This is a genomic window from Thermocrinis minervae (genome assembly GCF_900142435.1).
In the GTDB taxonomy this organism is placed as follows: domain Bacteria; phylum Aquificota; class Aquificia; order Aquificales; family Aquificaceae; genus Thermocrinis_A; species Thermocrinis_A minervae.
Window position 1 is genome coordinate 636,077 of the sequence record NZ_LT670846.1, and the last position, 16,857, is coordinate 652,933.

General features: G+C 40.7%; 18 protein-coding genes. 5 read left to right on the forward strand and 13 right to left on the reverse strand.

Features of this window, described 5'->3' with window-relative positions; all coding sequences use genetic code 11:
• Nucleotides 1-38: 38 nt before the first annotated feature.
• The 8 genes from B5444_RS03510 to B5444_RS07770 all read right to left on the reverse strand — a co-directional run bounded on the left by B5444_RS03510 (nucleotide 39) and on the right by B5444_RS07770 (nucleotide 8,143).
• Nucleotides 39-266, reverse strand: coding sequence for a hypothetical protein (locus B5444_RS03510; RefSeq protein WP_079653858.1), 228 nt, complete (start codon nucleotides 264-266; stop codon nucleotides 39-41).
• Nucleotides 256-3,288 carry an efflux RND transporter permease subunit gene (locus B5444_RS03515; protein ID WP_079653859.1) on the reverse strand — a complete coding sequence of 1,011 codons (3,033 nt, stop codon included), beginning with the start codon at nucleotides 3,286-3,288 and terminating at the stop codon, nucleotides 256-258. Before B5444_RS03515 ends, B5444_RS03510 begins: the two co-directional genes overlap by 11 nt.
• Nucleotides 3,285-4,301: an efflux RND transporter periplasmic adaptor subunit gene (locus tag B5444_RS03520; RefSeq protein ID WP_079653860.1), complete on the reverse strand. Its 1,017-nt coding sequence runs from the start codon at nucleotides 4,299-4,301 to the stop codon at nucleotides 3,285-3,287. Before B5444_RS03520 ends, B5444_RS03515 begins: the two co-directional genes overlap by 4 nt.
• On the reverse strand, nucleotides 4,298-5,509 hold the full coding sequence (locus B5444_RS03525) for a TolC family protein (protein ID WP_079653861.1): 1,212 nt from the start codon (nucleotides 5,507-5,509) through the stop codon (nucleotides 4,298-4,300). Before B5444_RS03525 ends, B5444_RS03520 begins: the two co-directional genes overlap by 4 nt.
• 43 nt (nucleotides 5,510-5,552) lie before the next feature.
• Complete coding sequence (locus B5444_RS03530) at nucleotides 5,553-6,296, reverse strand: hypothetical protein (RefSeq protein WP_154021731.1); 744 nt, start codon at nucleotides 6,294-6,296, stop codon at nucleotides 5,553-5,555.
• A 299-nt stretch (nucleotides 6,297-6,595) separates the two neighbouring features.
• Nucleotides 6,596-7,645 carry a sensor histidine kinase gene (locus B5444_RS03535; protein WP_172838424.1) on the reverse strand — a complete coding sequence of 350 codons (1,050 nt, stop codon included), beginning with the start codon at nucleotides 7,643-7,645 and terminating at the stop codon, nucleotides 6,596-6,598.
• Nucleotides 7,646-7,783: 138 nt separating this feature from the next.
• Nucleotides 7,784-7,909: a hypothetical protein gene (locus B5444_RS07805; RefSeq protein ID WP_269456710.1), complete on the reverse strand. Its 126-nt coding sequence runs from the start codon at nucleotides 7,907-7,909 to the stop codon at nucleotides 7,784-7,786.
• A gap of 27 nt (nucleotides 7,910-7,936) precedes the next feature.
• Nucleotides 7,937-8,143 (reverse strand): hypothetical protein, encoded by a 207-nt coding sequence (locus B5444_RS07770; RefSeq protein ID WP_231967159.1) that lies wholly within the window; start codon nucleotides 8,141-8,143, stop codon nucleotides 7,937-7,939.
• 352 nt (nucleotides 8,144-8,495) lie between these two features.
• Between B5444_RS07770 and B5444_RS03545 the strand changes: the two genes are divergently transcribed.
• From B5444_RS03545 to B5444_RS07705, 5 genes are read left to right on the forward strand one after another with little or no spacing between them, the layout of a single operon-like run.
• Nucleotides 8,496-9,275, forward strand: coding sequence for a cytochrome c oxidase subunit 3 (locus B5444_RS03545; protein ID WP_079653864.1), 780 nt, complete (start codon nucleotides 8,496-8,498; stop codon nucleotides 9,273-9,275).
• The gene (locus tag B5444_RS03550) at nucleotides 9,272-10,048 is read left to right on the forward strand and encodes an SCO family protein (RefSeq protein ID WP_079653865.1); all 777 of its coding nucleotides are present in this window, start codon (nucleotides 9,272-9,274) and stop codon (nucleotides 10,046-10,048) included. Before B5444_RS03545 ends, B5444_RS03550 begins: the two co-directional genes overlap by 4 nt.
• 1 nt (nucleotide 10,049) lies before the next feature.
• The gene (gene coxB / locus B5444_RS03555) at nucleotides 10,050-10,769 is read left to right on the forward strand and encodes a cytochrome c oxidase subunit II (RefSeq protein ID WP_079653866.1); all 720 of its coding nucleotides are present in this window, start codon (nucleotides 10,050-10,052) and stop codon (nucleotides 10,767-10,769) included.
• Between the two features lie 12 nt (nucleotides 10,770-10,781).
• A complete protein-coding gene (locus B5444_RS03560; RefSeq protein WP_079653867.1) occupies nucleotides 10,782-12,380 on the forward strand; it encodes a cytochrome c oxidase subunit I in 1,599 nt (532 codons plus the stop codon).
• A 36-nt stretch (nucleotides 12,381-12,416) separates the two neighbouring features.
• Nucleotides 12,417-12,575 carry a hypothetical protein gene (locus B5444_RS07705; RefSeq protein ID WP_172838425.1) on the forward strand — a complete coding sequence of 53 codons (159 nt, stop codon included), beginning with the start codon at nucleotides 12,417-12,419 and terminating at the stop codon, nucleotides 12,573-12,575.
• Here B5444_RS07705 and B5444_RS03565 read toward each other — a convergent pair.
• From B5444_RS03565 to B5444_RS03585, 5 genes are read right to left on the reverse strand one after another with little or no spacing between them, the layout of a single operon-like run.
• Entirely contained in the window at nucleotides 12,558-13,292 is a 735-nt protein-coding gene (locus tag B5444_RS03565) for a 6-carboxyhexanoate--CoA ligase (RefSeq protein ID WP_079653868.1), read from the reverse strand. The two genes, B5444_RS07705 and B5444_RS03565, sit on opposite strands and share 18 nt — an antisense overlap.
• Nucleotides 13,261-14,019, reverse strand: a complete 759-nt coding sequence (locus tag B5444_RS03570; RefSeq protein WP_079653869.1) for a glycosyltransferase family 2 protein — start codon at nucleotides 14,017-14,019, stop codon at nucleotides 13,261-13,263. The genes B5444_RS03565 and B5444_RS03570 overlap by 32 nt, the downstream gene beginning before the upstream one ends.
• Nucleotides 14,020-14,022: 3 nt before the next feature.
• Nucleotides 14,023-14,754, reverse strand: coding sequence for a 50S ribosomal protein L11 methyltransferase (locus tag B5444_RS03575; protein ID WP_079653870.1), 732 nt, complete (start codon nucleotides 14,752-14,754; stop codon nucleotides 14,023-14,025).
• Nucleotides 14,741-16,414 (reverse strand): NAD+ synthase, encoded by a 1,674-nt coding sequence (locus B5444_RS03580; protein WP_079653871.1) that lies wholly within the window; start codon nucleotides 16,412-16,414, stop codon nucleotides 14,741-14,743. The genes B5444_RS03575 and B5444_RS03580 overlap by 14 nt, the downstream gene beginning before the upstream one ends.
• Nucleotides 16,411-16,851: a hypothetical protein gene (locus tag B5444_RS03585; protein ID WP_079653872.1), complete on the reverse strand. Its 441-nt coding sequence runs from the start codon at nucleotides 16,849-16,851 to the stop codon at nucleotides 16,411-16,413. Before B5444_RS03585 ends, B5444_RS03580 begins: the two co-directional genes overlap by 4 nt.
• Between the last annotated feature and the right edge of the window lie 6 nt (nucleotides 16,852-16,857).

Here is a 16,857-nt window from a genome sequence, read left to right on the forward strand (position 1 = left end):
TAATACTATTAAGGCAGCTGTATAAAGTTTTTATAAAGTCAGAATCTTATTGAAAACCAAAGGATATACTTGTTAAACACCTTATCCTTGTTGGTTACCCTTTCTATGTCGTCTGGTGAGGAGATACCTACGTTTATAGAAGACCTTTGGTCTAGGTCATAGCTTAGCTTGAGGTCTGGTGAGAAGTACAATGGAACAGGTTCATCATCGTTGTTTAGTAACAAGCTAAGAACAAATAAAGATGAAGCTAAAAGTTTACTCTTCATCCGCATGGCTATACCTCAATGCATGTGGGAATAGAAGGAGCATAAGCATACCGGATGTAAGCATACCACCCACCACAACTACGGCCAGAGGTTTTTGTACCTGAGTACCAACCCCTTGTGCTAGGGCGCTTGGTAATAGGCCAAAGGCTGCAACGACGGAGCTCATAAACGTTGCTCCAAACCTATCATGAAGTGTAGTCCTAATGGCTTCTTCCCTAGACAATCCACGCAAAATAGCTTTCTTGTAAACTTCCAACATAATGGATGCATTGAGCATGTTTATACCTAATATGGATACAAATCCAACGAAAGCGGATAAACTAAAAGGCATACCTGTGATATATAAGCTCAGGGCACCGCCAAAAAAGGAAAAGACAACAGCACTCAGAACTATTAATGCATTCCTTACAGAACGGTTTACAGCGTACAACAGTATAAGAAGTATGAGAAAAGTTAAGCTGCCCGTGATAAGTAGTCTGTGTATTGCTTCCTGAAGGCTGTTGTATTGCCCACTCCATTGTAGATAATAACCCTCAGGCAATTTTATATCCTTTACTGCTTGCTGTGCCTTCTTTATAGTTCCTGAAAGATCTCTGGAGCTTACTGAGAACTTTACGGCCACATACCTCTTGTAGTTTTCCCTGTATATGTAGTACAGGCCTTCTCTTATGTACACCTTTGCTACGGATGACAGCGGTATGACAGAACCATCGGGTAAGACTAAGGGTATATTCTGAAGCTCTGATATACTGCTTCTCACACTGTCTGGAAACTTCACTACTATAGGAAAGCTTTTGTCACCTTCTATTACCTGCCCTGCTTCCTTCACACCTAAGGCTGCACTTATAGTATCCATCAAGTTCTGGACAGTAAGTCCGTACAGAAGTAGCTTCTTCCTGTCAGGCTCTATTACCAGCTCTGGCTGACCAACCTCCTTAACTATTCCTACATCGGTGATACCCTCTACCTTCTCTAGCCTTTCTTTTATCTGTTTAGCTATCTTGTCAAGGGCGTATACATCGTCTCCGAATATCTTAACGGCGTTTTCCCCTTTTACACCCGTTAACACTTCTTGTAGGTTGTCATACATGTACTGAGAAACGTCTATATCTGCATAGGGGAACATCTGTCTTAGTCCTTCCCTGACGTACTCTTCAAGCTCTTCCTTATTTCTAAAGTTCTTCCATTCCTTGTAAGGCTTCAAGTCTACAAAGTACTCAGAGTTGTACGGACCTACAGTGTCAGTCCCATCTTCTGGTCTACCCACTTGAAACTCTACAGTCTTAATCTCAGGGATTTTTAGGAGAAAATCCCTTATCTTCTTGGCATTTTCATACGTGCTAGACAAAGAAGAGTCGTAGTTAAAAATAACCCTTATGTAAAGATTACCTTCGTCCATCTTTGGTATAAATTCCATGCCGTTTCTGCTAATAAAAAATACGGATAAGCCGAGTATCAGCAATATTATCAAAAGAAAACTTTTGGGACCTAAAGGTCTATAACCATACAGAAAAGCTACGTAGCGTCTTTCTAGTAGCCTTATTATGGGATTCTCTTTGGGTGTTTTTCTTTCAAAAAGGTAGATCACGGCTATAAGAAAGCTGAAAGTTAATGCTACGACAGAAGATATTGCATATATGTACGTTTTAACCATGGGAGAGAAGATACGCTTTTCCGCACCTTCCATAAGGAGTACAGGCAGAAAGGATACGCTTATGAAGAGTATAGAGAGTATTAAGTTTTTACCTACCTCTTCCGAAGAGCCTAAAAATGCTCGCCTTGAAAGTCCTAATTGTCTTGCGTTCCTGTAATAACTTTCAACGAGGATAAGAGGGATATCGGTAAGTATACCAAAGTCTATTGCAGAAATAGAAAGAAAGCTCGCAGACTCGCCTCTAACTGACATTACAGCCAGAGAAATAAGCATGGCTAGGATCATAACAACAGATACGGCTATGGCTCCAGTTAAACTACCCAAAAACAGAAAAACGAATAAAAACACCAAAAATACTCCAACAGTAGCTGCCTCCGTGGTTTTTTCTATTACTCTGAATATCAGATTCCCCCTTTCATAAAAAGGTACAACCTTAACATCTTTCGGGAGTATGTAAGAGTTTAACTCTTCTATCTTTTGTCTTATAGACCTTATGGCTGGTAGGCTTGGAAAATCTCTGCGCAGTATTACTATGCCCATAACCACGTCGTCTTTATTGTTAACACCTACTATACCTGTGCGCGGCAGGTTACCCACCTTCACATCCGCGATATCTCCAACCCTGATGGGATGGCCATCCTTGTACAGCACTATGCTGTCCTTTATATCCTCCTCGGAGGAGATTAAACCCATGCCCCTCCCCATGTAATACTGAGAACCTGAATCTATGGGAAATAGGTTAGCTGTAGCACTCGCATTGGACAAAGCATTTACTACATCGCTCACAGATAGTCCATACCTGGCAAGCTTATCAGGGATAACTTCAACCGTATACGCTTTGATATAGCCTCCGTAGCTACCTACGTCTTCTACACCTTCAGCCGTTTTAATGTATCTAATAACTATCCAATCCTGTATCGTCCTAAGGTCCATTAGATTCCTGTTTCCAACGAGCATATAACGCATTACTTCACCGGTGGGGTTTGGTATTATCTGAGGAGTGACTTGGTCCGGTAGGCTTAGCATGGATATGCGGTTTATAACTTCTTGTCTGGCTTGTTGATAAGTTACTTCGTAAGAAAACTTACATTTTATGTCTGAAAGCCCGTACGTGGATATTGAGTTTATGACTTTAAGGCCAGGCATACCAGAGAGTGCAATCTCTAGAGGTATAGTTATTCGCTTTTCCACATCGTGTGCAGATTTCCCTGGATACAGTGCTACGATTTCTATCACCGGTGGTGATGGATCGGGAAAGGCCTCTATGTTCAATCCTCTAATCAAGAAAACCGACGCTATAAACAGTAATACTCCCAGTATGACGAACAATTTCGCGTTGTCCAAAACAAAGTTTATCCATCGTTTCATAAAGATCCCTCCACCACTGGGTTGGTGATGACCTCTTTCCCTTCTTCTAGACCTGACACGGCCACGTTGCCATCACCCAGGTCCTCTATCATCTGCACCTCTACCTTTTTGGGTTTGTTGTTCTCAAGAACGTACACGTAGTATTTACCCTCTCTGTACACTAGGCTGCTCTTAGGTATTACCTGGTACTTTCTAGTTCCTAAGATCAACCTTACACTCAGAAAGGACCCTATCTTGATATCAGATACCTCTAGTGGTTTCATGTACACTTTAACAGACTTAGTGCTTGGGTCCACTACATCGCTTACGTACAGTACTGTAGCCTCGTATGTTCTCTGATCATCCACCAGAACCTTTACCGTTTGGTGTTCCTTAAGCAAGTATGCTTTTTCAGGTGGCAGGTATGCAACAAAAAGAGTCTTACCAGGTTTTACAATACTTATCATATCGGTAGAAGTATCAACCGTGTCACCTACGTTGATGTTTATCTGATAAACAACTCCATCTATTGGTGAGTAGATGCTTGCATAACCAAAACCACCACCTAAAAGCTTTAGCTTGCGTCTTACAGCTTCAAGCTGTGATTCAAGTACCTTTAGGTTAGTTTCTGCATCCAACAGCTCTGTTTTAGGAATAGCACCAAGTTCATACAGTTCCTTTTTAAGTCTGTATATTCTCTCTGCATTGGCAGTTTGTATACGTAGAGAGACTTCTTGAGAATAGAGATCAGTGGTATCTGGAGCTTTGACAATCGCAAGTAAACTACCACGTTCTACTCTATCTCCTACTTGTACCTTTATGCTCTGTACTGTACCTTGTATCTTTGATCTAACCCGAACTATGCTGTCCTTATCAGGTACCACGCTAAGGGTTGACCACAAGGAGAAAGGTACTTCTTTTGTAAGTACTTTTGCTGTATTTATAGGTACCTCCACCCTAGGTTTTGGTGGTTCTGACTTGTTACAAGATACAAGTACAAATAGCAAAGGTAGACATACTAAAAGGCGTTTCATGGTTCCTCTCCAGAAAGTAGTAACAATGTGTGTAAAGAGTTAAGATAGTTGTACTTTGCTTGCAAAAACGAATTCATAAAAGCTCTGTAAGTTCTGAGCGTGTCAAGAAAGTCCAACACGCTTATACCACCTATGATGTACGACTTCTTTGTTTTATCCAACAGTGCATCCATCTGCTCTTTGTATCTTAAATAAGCTTTATAGGTGTTTAAGCTTGACATGTAATCTTCGTAGGCTTGTTCTATCTGAGTCCTTATGTATAACTCTAACTTCTTCAAGTTAACCATAGATTGTTCCTTTGAGGCTATAGCCGTCAGTAGGTCTCCCTCTTTCCTATCAAGCACAGGTATGTTGAGTGCAAAACCAAAGCCCATTGCGTGGGTATGTCTAACACCAAAGGAATCGTACTCAACCCCTAAAGATATGTCAGGGACAGAGTATGCTTTAAGTAACTTAATGTTGTAATCTGCAGACTTTATTTGTTCTTTTATAGCTTTTACATCTTCCCTTTTTTCCATTGCAGACGCCGTTAGTCTTTCCAGGTTAAGGGGTTTAAGTTCTATTTCTACTTCTTCTGCTTTTGGTTCGTAGTTCAGACCACCGAGCATATAACTGAGCTGTTTAAGATCTTTCTTATAAGATGCTTCAGCTTTAGCTATTGCATTCTCCAAATCCAACTTGTAAAGGTTTAGTTTTAGATAGTCAAGGTAGCTTATGAATCCCCTATTGTACTTTTCCCTTTGCACTTCAAGGATTTTTGTAAAGTCTTCCAAATCCTGTCTTAGGTAGTTGTAAAAATCCCTATCGGATAGAGTTTGGAAATATACTTGTGTTAGATCTAAACAAACTAACCTTTTAACGCTCAAAGCTTGCAGTTTAGTAGAAAGTAGTTGATGGTAAGCCCCTTTGATTCTGTACTCTCTTTTACCTCCAAGCTCTATAGGCTGGTCTACCCTGACCGTAACTTGGGAATTGCTAGTGTCAGTAGGATAACCCTTGCTAAAATCAAGACCTGTGTAGTTAATAGAAAACGTAGGATTCTGAAAAGCCTTTGACTGAATGTACGAACCTTCAGACTTTAGAACCTCAAACTCCGAAGCCTTTATATCATAATTCCTCTGTTCTGCAAGGTCACAGAGTTCTCCGATATACCTATCTTTAGGGAGAGCTACAGAAAAGAAAATTAAAAGGCAAAGAATCAAAATCATACGAAGGAGTATACGTAAGGTTTATAAAGAAAATATAAAGTGCCTAAATTCTTAACCTTAAGATAAAAGGTAACCATACTATACATACGATAGAAGCCACGATGTATAGGGCTATTACATGGGAGTGTACTATGGTAAGCATACTTGAGTAAAGCAGTGTACCACCTGCATGTGAAGCTATGTAGAAGAAAAAGAACCTGCTTACATAGTCTTCATCTTTGTATTTAACGTACAAATATACGCGCAAGAAAAACCAAAAAAGAGATACACTTACGCCGAGGATAAGGGCTATTACGTAATAGGAGGTTCCTAAACTGAACATTATTGGTATACTTACACTGAATGTAACAAGTAAAATGGAAAATCTTTTAATTTTCAGCAAGCTAAATAGAGCATCGGAAAGTAGAGAAACCACAAAAGCAGAAGCTAGAGCCACAGATATAAGAACTTTAGCATGAGCATCTGTAAAACCTGATTGATCTCTGACTATATAGTAGCCCAGAGAAGATAGGATTTCAATATACTCTCCGAGGACCAGTATAGCAGTAAACTCTATTAAAAACTCTTTTGAAAAAAGATGACTTGCAGTAAAGTTTACATTTCTTATCTTTTTAGTGAACATCAAGCCATACAAAGAAAAAGCAAACAACAAAGACATAAGCTTTAAGTTAAACTCTTCTAAGACAAGTACTATTGCTAAAGCCAGAAAACCAAAGGCATAAGACAAACCTACTACAGTTTCAAATCTTTCGTACTCTATGGCTGAAACCTCGTACCAAAATAACAATGGTATATGTAAAGCTAGAAAGGCTAAGTAGAGAACTAAAAGAAATGCAGTATTGTTAACAACTGTTATGGATAATGAAACAAGTATAAGAAGCCATATAAACATTGTGTATGCTTTTTCCTTATTCACGTATAAGCTGATCCACAACAAACACAATCCTATGATATCTATTAGGAATATAAGAGTCCCGTAAGCTTCTACCCTATAGTTGGAGTATAGGAAGGAAGGTAGATGTACATAGTGAATATAAACAGCTATTAGGCTATCTAAAAAAGCAAAAAGCACGTACAAAATAGTACTCATGTGTAGGGTATCTTAATTACAGATACAAATTTGTCGTTGCTTTTGTGAAAGTTCACAAGTATACCTAGGTTTTTTGCAACTTCTCTTACTATAGAGAGTCCCACGCCATATGATAACTCTTCCATCAGGTTGCTATCTTCTCCTATTACGTTTGTTATGCTTAGGTTTACATACTTTTCTCCTTTTTCTAATCTTAGAACTATATGAGTATTCTCTTTGGCATACTTAACAGCATTATCTATTAAGTTTGTAATAAGAGAGTACAGTAGTTCATAGTCAGTTTGCACCTCCACGTGGTTTAGACCCTCAGTTTTAAGAATTAAGTTCTTAATCTGCAAACCATGCTGATAGAAATCCACTATATCCTTTATTAATTGCATCAAATTAAATCTAGAAATATTCGTGGGTTTTATGTCTATGTTAGCTATAATCTTGAGCTTTGCAGTCAACTTTATTATTCTGTTTATTGCTTTTTGTATAACAATTTTTGTGTTTTCATCAACATTAACGTTTTGAAGGTTTAAAAGCAAAATGCTAAGTGGAGTCTTTATCTCGTGAGATATATACACGGCCATCTTTTTTAGCCTTTCCGAATAAAGTTTATACCACCTGACTTGACCTAGTACGTTCATAATCGAGAGTATTGCTATAACAAAGCTTGTAAAAACAGAGGAAATAAGTGCAGAAAAGAGTAGGATCATCTTTCTCCTTATTATCCTTTCTTTTGGTAAAGCTAGAAGAATTCTGCACTTTGATTTATTACACAAAAAAGATTTGGTATATATCAAATATTTTGAACTTTCTTTTAAACCATCCGATGTCTCTTCCAGCATACTTTTAAACGTGTTAAAATCCGAGTTCTTTACATTTACAGCCCCTATTATTGACCTATCTTTAATTAACATCATAATATATGTGCTTGTGATGTACTGATTATTTAATAAATCCTCATCTGCTGAGAGAAGTTTTATCATATTATTAGTGGCTTCTGTCAGGTATTCTTCTTCTAGTTTAACCATCTCCTGGTTAAATATAAACCAGAGCATTACAAAAAAGAAGCTTGTAGGTATAAAAAACTTAAAGAAATTTAAAAAGAATAATTTAAGTACACTCATTGTTTACCATTCAAAGATATTTTACCTTAGCCGTTGGGGTTAATTGAGGAAAATACTTAAATATTTCAATCAGTTGTTCCTTGCAAAGTATTTTCTGCTTTCTAGTAGCTTTAAAGCTTCTCTAAAGATGTTTTCCGACATATGCTTCCTTATGCGTAGCAGGGCATGTAGCACTTCTTCCTCCCAACATTCCACCTTAGTGTATTCCTCAAGTATGTTTTTTTATCCTTGCGTGTATATCTGCTGTAAATTTTCTATAAAGATGCCCTCTTCTTTTCTTTTCCAGAAAGCATCTGCTTTCATAGAGCAGTGAATCAAACATCTTTTGAGAAACATAGTCCTTTGTTCCGAGTTTGCCAATGGTATACCTTCCCTCTTCAATCCTCTCAACATCTTTGTTTTACCTTTACCTGTCTTGTCTGTAAGCACCAGAAGAGTTGGTTCTTCTAACCTTCTCTCCAGGTCTTTGAGTATATACTCCCTGTATGCTCTATAGCCACCTTTAAGTCTTAGAACTTCAATGCCAAAATAGTTAAGAGTTTTACTCTGTAGACTAAGCCTATAAGCTTCTTCTCCTGGTATTCAAAAAGGGGATGTTTATAGCATTCGGTATATGAAACTCCCTGTATTCAGATGGGTTCCTTAGATAATTTTTATAAAAAAGACTCTGTTTTTCTTTAATACGATATAAATCATTAATACAACTATTAGCTAATTTTATTGCCTGCTGATGCACTTAACTCTATACTGATATAGCTAGTAAATAAAACGGAGGTTGAGCATGGCTCACCAGGAGATGCATCACCATCATTTGGGTCATCATGAGACTAGCTTCTGGCCTTTCCCGGTAGGTATGGGTATATTGCTCGTTCCCATTGGTGTAGTTTCCTACTTCGCATGGCACAAAGAGATGCTAGGTTTAGTGCTGGGTGGTGTAGCCTTCTTGCTCATAATATTTGGTCTAATAGGTTGGGCTAACGAGTTCTTCAGCAAGGGACACGAGGAAGGGTTTGGTGGTCTGGCCATATCCTTGTTCATAGCTACGGAAGTTATTATCTTCGGTACGCTCTTTGCTGCCTTTTGGACTGCAAGGGTCACACATGCAGATGTATGGCCTCAGTGGGTGCCACATATGAATCTTGTCATACCAGCTATACTCACCCTTATACTTTGGTCTTCTAGTATAAGCATACTTTTCTCGGAAAAAGCCTTAGAGGCCGGCAATAGAGGTATGTCTATAATCTTACTTCTCCTAACTATAGCTTTAGGTACAGCCTTCGTAATCATACACTTTCAAGAGTGGGCACACCTGTGGCATTCAGGTTTTACTCTTTCTTCTAATATGTACGGTACCGGTTTCTACTCTCTCACAGGTGTCCACACCTCCCACGTAATAGTTGGTTTGATATCTCAACTTTACGTTCTATACCTTGTGGCAACTGGTAAGATGAGCTCCCACAGGACTACTCTCTTCAAAGCTGTTAGCCTGTACTGGCACTTTGTAGACCTTATGTGGCTTTTAGTAGCTGGAAGCGTTTATCTGATAGGTAGCCTGGTATGAAGGGAAGGTATTTACTCGGTCTTCTTGCGGCCTTTGCCCTTTCTTTTGCTTCTTACAACACAGCTACCGATAAGATGGGTGTGTTCGATCCATCGGTTTTGCAGATAGACCAAGAGATGTACCTAGGTAAAAAATTAGGTAACTACACCGTGCTTACAGAGAGAGGATGGAAGGACATAAAGACCATAATAGGAAACAAACCTACCATACTTCAGCTTGCATACTACACATGTGATGCTTCTTGTCCCATACTCACTCAGAATCTGTTGAGGGCCGTAAAGGACATAGATCCTAAAGATTTTAACGTGTTGATTCTATCCTTTGACAGAAAGGATACTATAGACACGCTGAAAGCTTTTAAGAAAAAGCTTGGGAACGTTCCTCCTAACTGGACCTTTGGTCTTCTTCAGGAAGATGACATAAAAAAGTTGACTAAAGAGATAGGCTTTAAATTCTTCTACTCGGAGAAGGATAGGACGTTTGTCCACCCCAACGTGCTAATATTCCTTTCCCCAGAAGGTAAGGTGATGAGATACCTATTTGGTACTTTTCCTCAAACAAAGGACGTAAAGCTGGCTCTGTTGGACGCTCAAAAGGAAAATCCATCTGTAACCAATCTGCTAGACCTTTCCCTACTGGTTTGCTATAGGTATGACCCTACTAGGAGTCGGTACGTGTTCGACCCATTTGTTATCTTTCCCCTTGCGGGTATTGCCTTGTTTACAGGTGTGCTAGCCTTGAGCTTTTTCTATAAAAAACCTAAGGAGGTTTAAGATGCGTGTAAGTCGCTTTCTGTTATTGTCACTTCTTGTGGTAGGCTTTGCATCTGCAGAACCTTTGGCCTATCCTGCCAACCTCTTTGACAACATATACTACATATGGCTTCTGGTGTCTGTGATCATCTACCTTATAGTGGCCATACCTATGCTCTACTTCATGATAAAGTACAGGTACAAGAAGGGAGAAAACGAGGAAGGTGTACCCATACATGGTAATCATGCACTGGAGATTACTTGGACAGTTATACCTCTCATAATCGTCATATACTTGGCTACTCAATCTTTTGCCTTTTACAAAAAGCAAAGAACTGCTCCACCGGATTCTATGGAGCTAAAGGTCACAGGTTTTATGTGGGGTTGGGAAGTAGATTACCCTAACGGTAAGAAAGTATTCGCTTTCTTCAACGATAAGTACCAAATACCTGAAGAGCAAAAAATAGTTATACCAGCAGGCAAACCAGTAAAGGTACTTTTAACCTCCAGAGATGTTATTCATTCCTTCTACGTACGTCCTGCTAAGGTCATGGAAGATGCTGTTCCTGGTAGGATAACACACCTCTGGTTCCAGATAAACAAACCTGGCGAATACTGGGTTTTCTGTAGAGAATACTGCGGGACACAACATTCTAGAATGGTTGCTATACTCAAGGTTGTTCCACAAGCAGAGTTTGATAAATGGGTAAATCAAGGTGTTAGTAATCAAAAATCTTTATAGAGGAGGTGTGCCATGGCGGCAGTAGCTTATAGACCGTGGTACAGCGCGAGCATAAAAGAGTGGCTGTTTACCACGGATCACAAGAAGATAGCTCTTTTCTATGGGGTAACCACTCTACTGTTCCTTTCAATAGCTGGTCTTGCAGCTCTAGGGATCAGGTTAGAGCTTTGGGAACCTGGCATGCAGTTTATGTCTCCAGAGACTTATAACTACCTGCTTACAGTGCACGGTATTGTTGCATTGCTTTGGTGGGCGATCGGTGTATGGTCAGCATTTGCCAACTTCCTTATACCCCTTATGATCGGTGCTAGGGACGTAGCCTTTCCCAGGCTTAACGCCCTAAGCTGGTGGGCTTTCTTTGCAGCAAGCGTTTTGGCAATACTTACAATGCTCCCAGGCAACCACATTAAGATGATGTGGACTGGATATCCACCCTACTCACTGAACGACGATGCTGGTGTAACTGCCCTGTACGTCATGATCGTACACATACTCGGAGTTTCCTCCATAATGGGTGCTGTAAACTTTCTTGTAACCACCCTGAGGATGAGGGCTCCAGGTATAACCTTCTCAAACATGAACCTCTTGCTTCATGGTATAGCTGCTGCTAACGTCATACAGTTGCTGGGTGTTCCATCCTTTGCGGGTGCAGTTACCATGCTTTTCCTAGACAAATATCTCGGTACAAACTTCTTTAAACCTGAGCTTGGTGGAGACCCGCTTATATACCAAAACGTTTTCTGGTTCTACTCACACCCCGCAGTTTACGTTATGGTACTTCCAGCCTTTGGTGTTTTCTCTGAAGTAATAGCTACCTTCAGCAGAAAGCCCATATTTGGTCAAAAGGCTATGGCACTAGCCATATGGGCTATAGCCGTTGTAGGTTTCATGGTATGGGCTCACCATATGTTTACCTCTGGTATACCAGACTGGATGAGGATAGTATTCTCCTACACGACTGTGCTTATAGGTGTTCCAACCGGTATAAAGATATTCAACTGGGTAGCTACCCTGTACAAGGGATCCATAAGGTACACAACACCGATGATGTTCACACTGGGTGGTATATTCATGTTCCTCATAGGTGGTCTTACAGGTATACCTCTTGCATTACCAGCCTTTGACATAAACGTGCAAGACTCTCACTTTGTGGTTGCACACTTCCACTATGTTCTGGGTATGGCTGTTACTCTAGCAGCCTTCAGTGGTATATACTACTGGTTCCCCAAGCTTACGGGTAAGATGTACAACGAAACCCTTGGAAAGATATCCTTCTGGCTCATAATGATAGGTTCCAACCTCTTCTACTTCCTACAGTTCATAGTTGGTCTAGAGGGTATGCCAAGGAGGTACGCAGACTATCCACCTATACCTGAGTTTGTGCAGCTACACCACTGGCAAACCATAGGCGCCTTTATCCTGGCCTTCGGAATACTTTTGACCTTCATAAACTGGATTTACTCTGCAGTAGCTGGTCAGAAAGCTGGAAACAATCCATGGGGTTCAAGCTCTTTGGAATGGAGCATACCTTCTCCACCACCACCTCATAACTTTGATAAGACTCCAGAACTTCCACCAAATTGGACTCCATACCAGTATGGGCATCACTAGTGATCACTGTGGGGGCTCTGCCCCCTCTTTCAAAGGATGAAAAAGTGGCTCTTCCTCCTGCTCTCTTTAGCCTTTTTATCTTATCTTTTTGGCATATACGTTTACTCTTCCAAAGAAGCAAGACAGAAGAAGATTAAGGAGCTCCAGGAAGAATACGAGAGTAGAGTAAAAAGAAGGTTAAAGACGTTTAATTAGAAAAACTTTCCTTTCTAAACATTCTATCAAGGTTTGAATATCGGTGTTTTTTATAAAGTAAACTCTACCACCTACAGGAATACCTTCATACTTCATAGGTTTTATGCGTACGTACCCTATGTTCTTACCGGCTACGTACCCAGTGGTGTAGTCGGGATCGTCACTCCAGCATAGTTCTGCAATAACACCGCAGTGTATGTTCTTGGTTGCTATGGCTAGTGCATCCATCAATCTATTCAAGTAATGTTTTTTTATACCACGCCTCTTTAGCTCTTCCCTTATCTTACTCCTATCCTCCCAATCCACTCTAACGGTTCTTATACCTCTTTCCATATCAGGTTCTAACCTCTGACCTGTTTCTACGTCAAGGAGAACGGCTCCCCTCATATTGCCACCCTTTGGGTTAGGTCCTTTTTTGAGAAGTTCTATGCCAAGCCTACCTATCTCTTCCGGAATACCTTCTTCCTTCAGCTTCATTACAGCGAAAGAGTGGGCTTCCTCTGGACTTTTAAAGTCGTAGCTGTAGATAGGCAAGGCCTTATTAATAACCCTGTATACTTGTACTTTCTCTACCGTTAAAACCATCTTGTCATATACCTTTGGCCTTCTTATTAGCTCCTGAAGGGTTTTACGTATATCTTTTTCCTCCTTTACAAGCCTTTCGGCTCCAGATACATGCTTTCCTTCAAGTTCTGCCCTCATCCTTACGCTCCACATGTTCCATCTCCCACAGGAAGAGATACTTTAGAAAAACGTATACCAAGGCGGAGAAGGCCACCGATAAGCCTCTTATACCGTCCAAAAAGCCAAGTTGAAGAAAGTATACTTTTATAAAAGCCCATACGGGATTAAGAAGGAGGTTGTAAAGCCGGAACTTTCTACCCTTCTTCCTCAACTCTTGAGCCACTATTCTAGCGTACTCCAGAGTTTTTATATATTGATATCTTAGGTCTTTGAAAGAGTAATGAAATATATCTCCCTTTAGCTTGCCAGCCCTACCGTTAAATATGGCTCTCTCGTGTAAAGCACCTTCAAACTTTACAGTTCCTTTTTTAAAGAGCCGTAGCCTCCATTCGGGATACCAGGCATGTTTGAGAAAGGCTCCCAGGTAAAAGGTACGCCTGGAGATGTAATAAGCGTCGTACCTGGGTTTTTTTAGCTCTTTTCTTATGGAATCTCTCAATTCTGCGGATACTTCTTCATCTGCGTCCAAGACGAGTATCCAGGGGCCCTGACATAGGGTAAGTCCATAGTTTAGTTGTTGAGAGTAACCTTCCCACTCTTTGAAAAAAACCTTAGCACCTAGAGATTTAGCTATCTGCACCGTTCTGTCTGTGGAACCAGAATCGACAACCACTACCTCATCGGCAATATCTAACACGCTCTTTATAGCTCTAGCTATATTCTCTTCCTCGTTTTTTGTCCTTATCAACACTGAAAGCATGGTCTATCCCTTCTTTAGAAAGGCTACACCGTACCAACCTTTTAAACTTTTTACCTTTACAGGTTTAAAACCTTCTACCATACTTATTATCCTTTTTGCTTCATCTTTTCCGTATAAGCCTGCAAGTATGAGAATGCGCAGACTTAGTGGAAGTATGTCCTTTAGGACCTTTTCAAATATAGAAAACTCGAGGTTTGCTATTACTAGGTGAAACTGATCCTTTATATCCTTGGGTTCTGCCACTCTAAAGCTTATCTTAAGGCCGTTTAACCTAGCGTTCTTTTTTGCCTCCTTTACGGATACTCTGTCTATGTCTATGCCAAGGATCTCAGAAGCTCCAAGTTTACCTGCGGCTATGGATAGTATGCCACTACCACAGCCTACATCCAACACTCTATAACCTTTCTTTAAGAATCTTTCGAGGAGTAGGAGGCTTACCTGTGTAGAAGGATGATAGCCTGTACCAAAGGCACTACCTGGATGCAAGATTAGCGGCTTTAGCCAAGAGGGGACGATCAGAAAGCTACCCACCTTTTTAGGTAGGAATACAGAGTTTTTGGACTTTACCTCATAGGTTTCAACTGGATCTAAACCTTCCAACGGTTCCTGGTAGACTGCAAACCTTACTTTGCCTTGATCTCTTGAGATGACCTCTAGACTAAGGTTTTTCTCATAAAGGAGCTTTTCAAAGTCTTCATTAGGAAGTTCGTACACGAACTTCTTATATACCTTCACGGTTTACCGGCATCCTCCAGTCCATACAAAAGGACTTTTTACTTACCCTTACACCGAGGGGAGTTTGTCTTCTCTTGTACTGAGTTCTGTTTACCATACCTATCACTTTCTCTACCAAGCTTTTCTCAAAACCTTCTTGAACTATATCCTCTGCAGAAAGTCCTTCCTCTATGTATAGGTACAGTACCCTATCTAGGATATGGTAAGGGGGAAGCGTGTCCTGATCCGTTTGATTAGGTCTTAGCTCTGCCGATGGGGGTTTTACCAAAACCCTTTCGGGTATGTCCCTTTTTATGGAGTTTCTGTACAGGGCAAGTCTGTAGACTTGGGTCTTGTACACATCCTTTAGAGGCATAAAGCCGCCTGCCATGTCTCCGTATATGGTTCCGTAGCCTGTGGCTGCTTCACTCTTGTTGGAGGTGGAAAGGACCAAATAGTTAAGCTTGTTAGAGAGGTAGAAGAGTATGTTAGCCCTTATCCTTGCCTGTAAGTTCTCTTCGGCAACTGTTAGCTCTGAAGATCCTAAGAGTTTCCTGTACAAATGGTAAAGCTCGTTTATAGGATACACTATGAGCTCTATACCTAAGTTCTTTACAAGCTCGTGAACATCCTCATGGCTTTCCTTAGAAGTGTACTCCGAAGGCATGAAGACCCCTACTACCCTCTCCTTACCCAAGGCATCAACGGCTAGGCATGCACAAAGAGAAGAGTCTATACCACCGGAAAGACCTATCAACGCTCCTTTAAAACCAGATCTGCTTACGTAATCCTTAATACCAAGCAATATGGCCATGTAAAGTTCTTGGTCTTCTCCTGGACTCTCTTCTATGGGAGCCTTCAACCTTGGCAGCTCCCTCTCTTCTACATGCGCACTCTCTATTAAATAGACAGAGTTTAGCCTTTTCTCTGAAAGTCTCTTTACGTAAGCTTTGTCAAGGTCAAGCGTTACAGTTGCCACATGCTCCTCAAAGGCTTTTAACCTGCACAGTAGTTTACCCTCCTCATTAAACACCATACTTCTTCCATCAAACACATACTCCTCCTCAGCACCCACTTTGTTAAGGTATACAAAAAAGCTCACGTTTTCAAAAGAACGGCTACTAATTAGGTTCTCTACAGGTTTATACCTACCTAAATAAAAGGGTGATGCGTTTATGCTTACAACGAGAGGACACCCTGCAGAAACGTAAAGCCTGTGAGGACCATCAGGATACCATATGTCTTCGCATATGGCAAAGCCTACAGGACTATTACCAAACTTTACCACAAGAGGATCTTTACCTTCCTTGAAGTATCTTTTTTCATCAAAGACCGTATAGTTGGGTAGGTACCATTTCTTGTAAACACCTATAATCCTTCCTCTATTGATGAGTACTAGAGCGTTGTAAACGTTTCCATACTCATAGTATGGCGTACCTATCACGAGGGTGGAGGATAGATCTGAGCTTTTCTCTTTTATGTAATCCAGCGCTGACATGCATGAAGTTAAAAAATCAAGCCTTAGAAAGAGATCCTGACAGGCATAACCGCTTAGAAACAGCTCAGGCAAAACCACAAGGTCGGATTGCTTGTCGTACTCAGTCCATATATCTAAGGCTTTTTCTGCATTCTTTTTTGGATCTGCTAGATGCGACTTTACCTGGGCCAGGGTTATGTTCATACGTCTATTCTATAAAAGCCGTAAGCCATAAGAAGCACTGCCAGTGCCATTATGGGAAGCCCTACGTAAAACAACGCGAGGGCTGAACCAACGGTTAGAAGATACCCACCCAGAGCAAGCTCGTCACTCTTAAAATGTTCAGAGACCTTGGCATAGCCTACAGATTGAAGGTATATGCCGCCTACTACGAGTACTGTGAAGAGCGTTAGGTACAGAAGTCCTATTTCCTCTTCTCCGAGTATGCCTCTTAGCCAGTAACCACCCACTATCGCGGGCGCAAGACCTATAAGATATTTAATGTAGTAATCACCATGACCTGCTCTGTCGAGGAGATCCTTCATGGCTATTCCAAGGCATACCATACCAATGAGGCTAAAGAGCACGTGGTAATAACCCAAGGGTATTAAAAACACTCCAGCTATTCCTAAGTACCTCATAGCATC

Coding starts and splice junctions, on each gene's coding strand:
- B5444_RS03520 (WP_079653860.1), bottom strand. CDS start 4,301: ATGAAACGCCTTTTAGTATGTCTACCTTTGCTATTTGTACTTGTATCT.
- coxB (WP_079653866.1), top strand. CDS start 10,050: ATGCGTGTAAGTCGCTTTCTGTTATTGTCACTTCTTGTGGTAGGCTTT.
- B5444_RS03560 (WP_079653867.1), top strand. CDS start 10,782: ATGGCGGCAGTAGCTTATAGACCGTGGTACAGCGCGAGCATAAAAGAG.
- B5444_RS03525 (WP_079653861.1), bottom strand. CDS start 5,509: ATGATTTTGATTCTTTGCCTTTTAATTTTCTTTTCTGTAGCTCTCCCT.
- B5444_RS03515 (WP_079653859.1), bottom strand. CDS start 3,288: ATGAAACGATGGATAAACTTTGTTTTGGACAACGCGAAATTGTTCGTC.
- B5444_RS03510 (WP_079653858.1), bottom strand. CDS start 266: ATGAAGAGTAAACTTTTAGCTTCATCTTTATTTGTTCTTAGCTTGTTA.
- B5444_RS07705 (WP_172838425.1), top strand. CDS start 12,417: ATGAAAAAGTGGCTCTTCCTCCTGCTCTCTTTAGCCTTTTTATCTTAT.
- B5444_RS03580 (WP_079653871.1), bottom strand. CDS start 16,414: ATGAACATAACCCTGGCCCAGGTAAAGTCGCATCTAGCAGATCCAAAA.
- B5444_RS03545 (WP_079653864.1), top strand. CDS start 8,496: ATGGCTCACCAGGAGATGCATCACCATCATTTGGGTCATCATGAGACT.
- B5444_RS03570 (WP_079653869.1), bottom strand. CDS start 14,019: ATGCTTTCAGTGTTGATAAGGACAAAAAACGAGGAAGAGAATATAGCT.
- B5444_RS03585 (WP_079653872.1), bottom strand. CDS start 16,851: ATGAGGTACTTAGGAATAGCTGGAGTGTTTTTAATACCCTTGGGTTAT.
- B5444_RS03550 (WP_079653865.1), top strand. CDS start 9,272: ATGAAGGGAAGGTATTTACTCGGTCTTCTTGCGGCCTTTGCCCTTTCT.
- B5444_RS03535 (WP_172838424.1), bottom strand. CDS start 7,645: ATGCTCTGGTTTATATTTAACCAGGAGATGGTTAAACTAGAAGAAGAA.
- B5444_RS03565 (WP_079653868.1), bottom strand. CDS start 13,292: ATGTGGAGCGTAAGGATGAGGGCAGAACTTGAAGGAAAGCATGTATCT.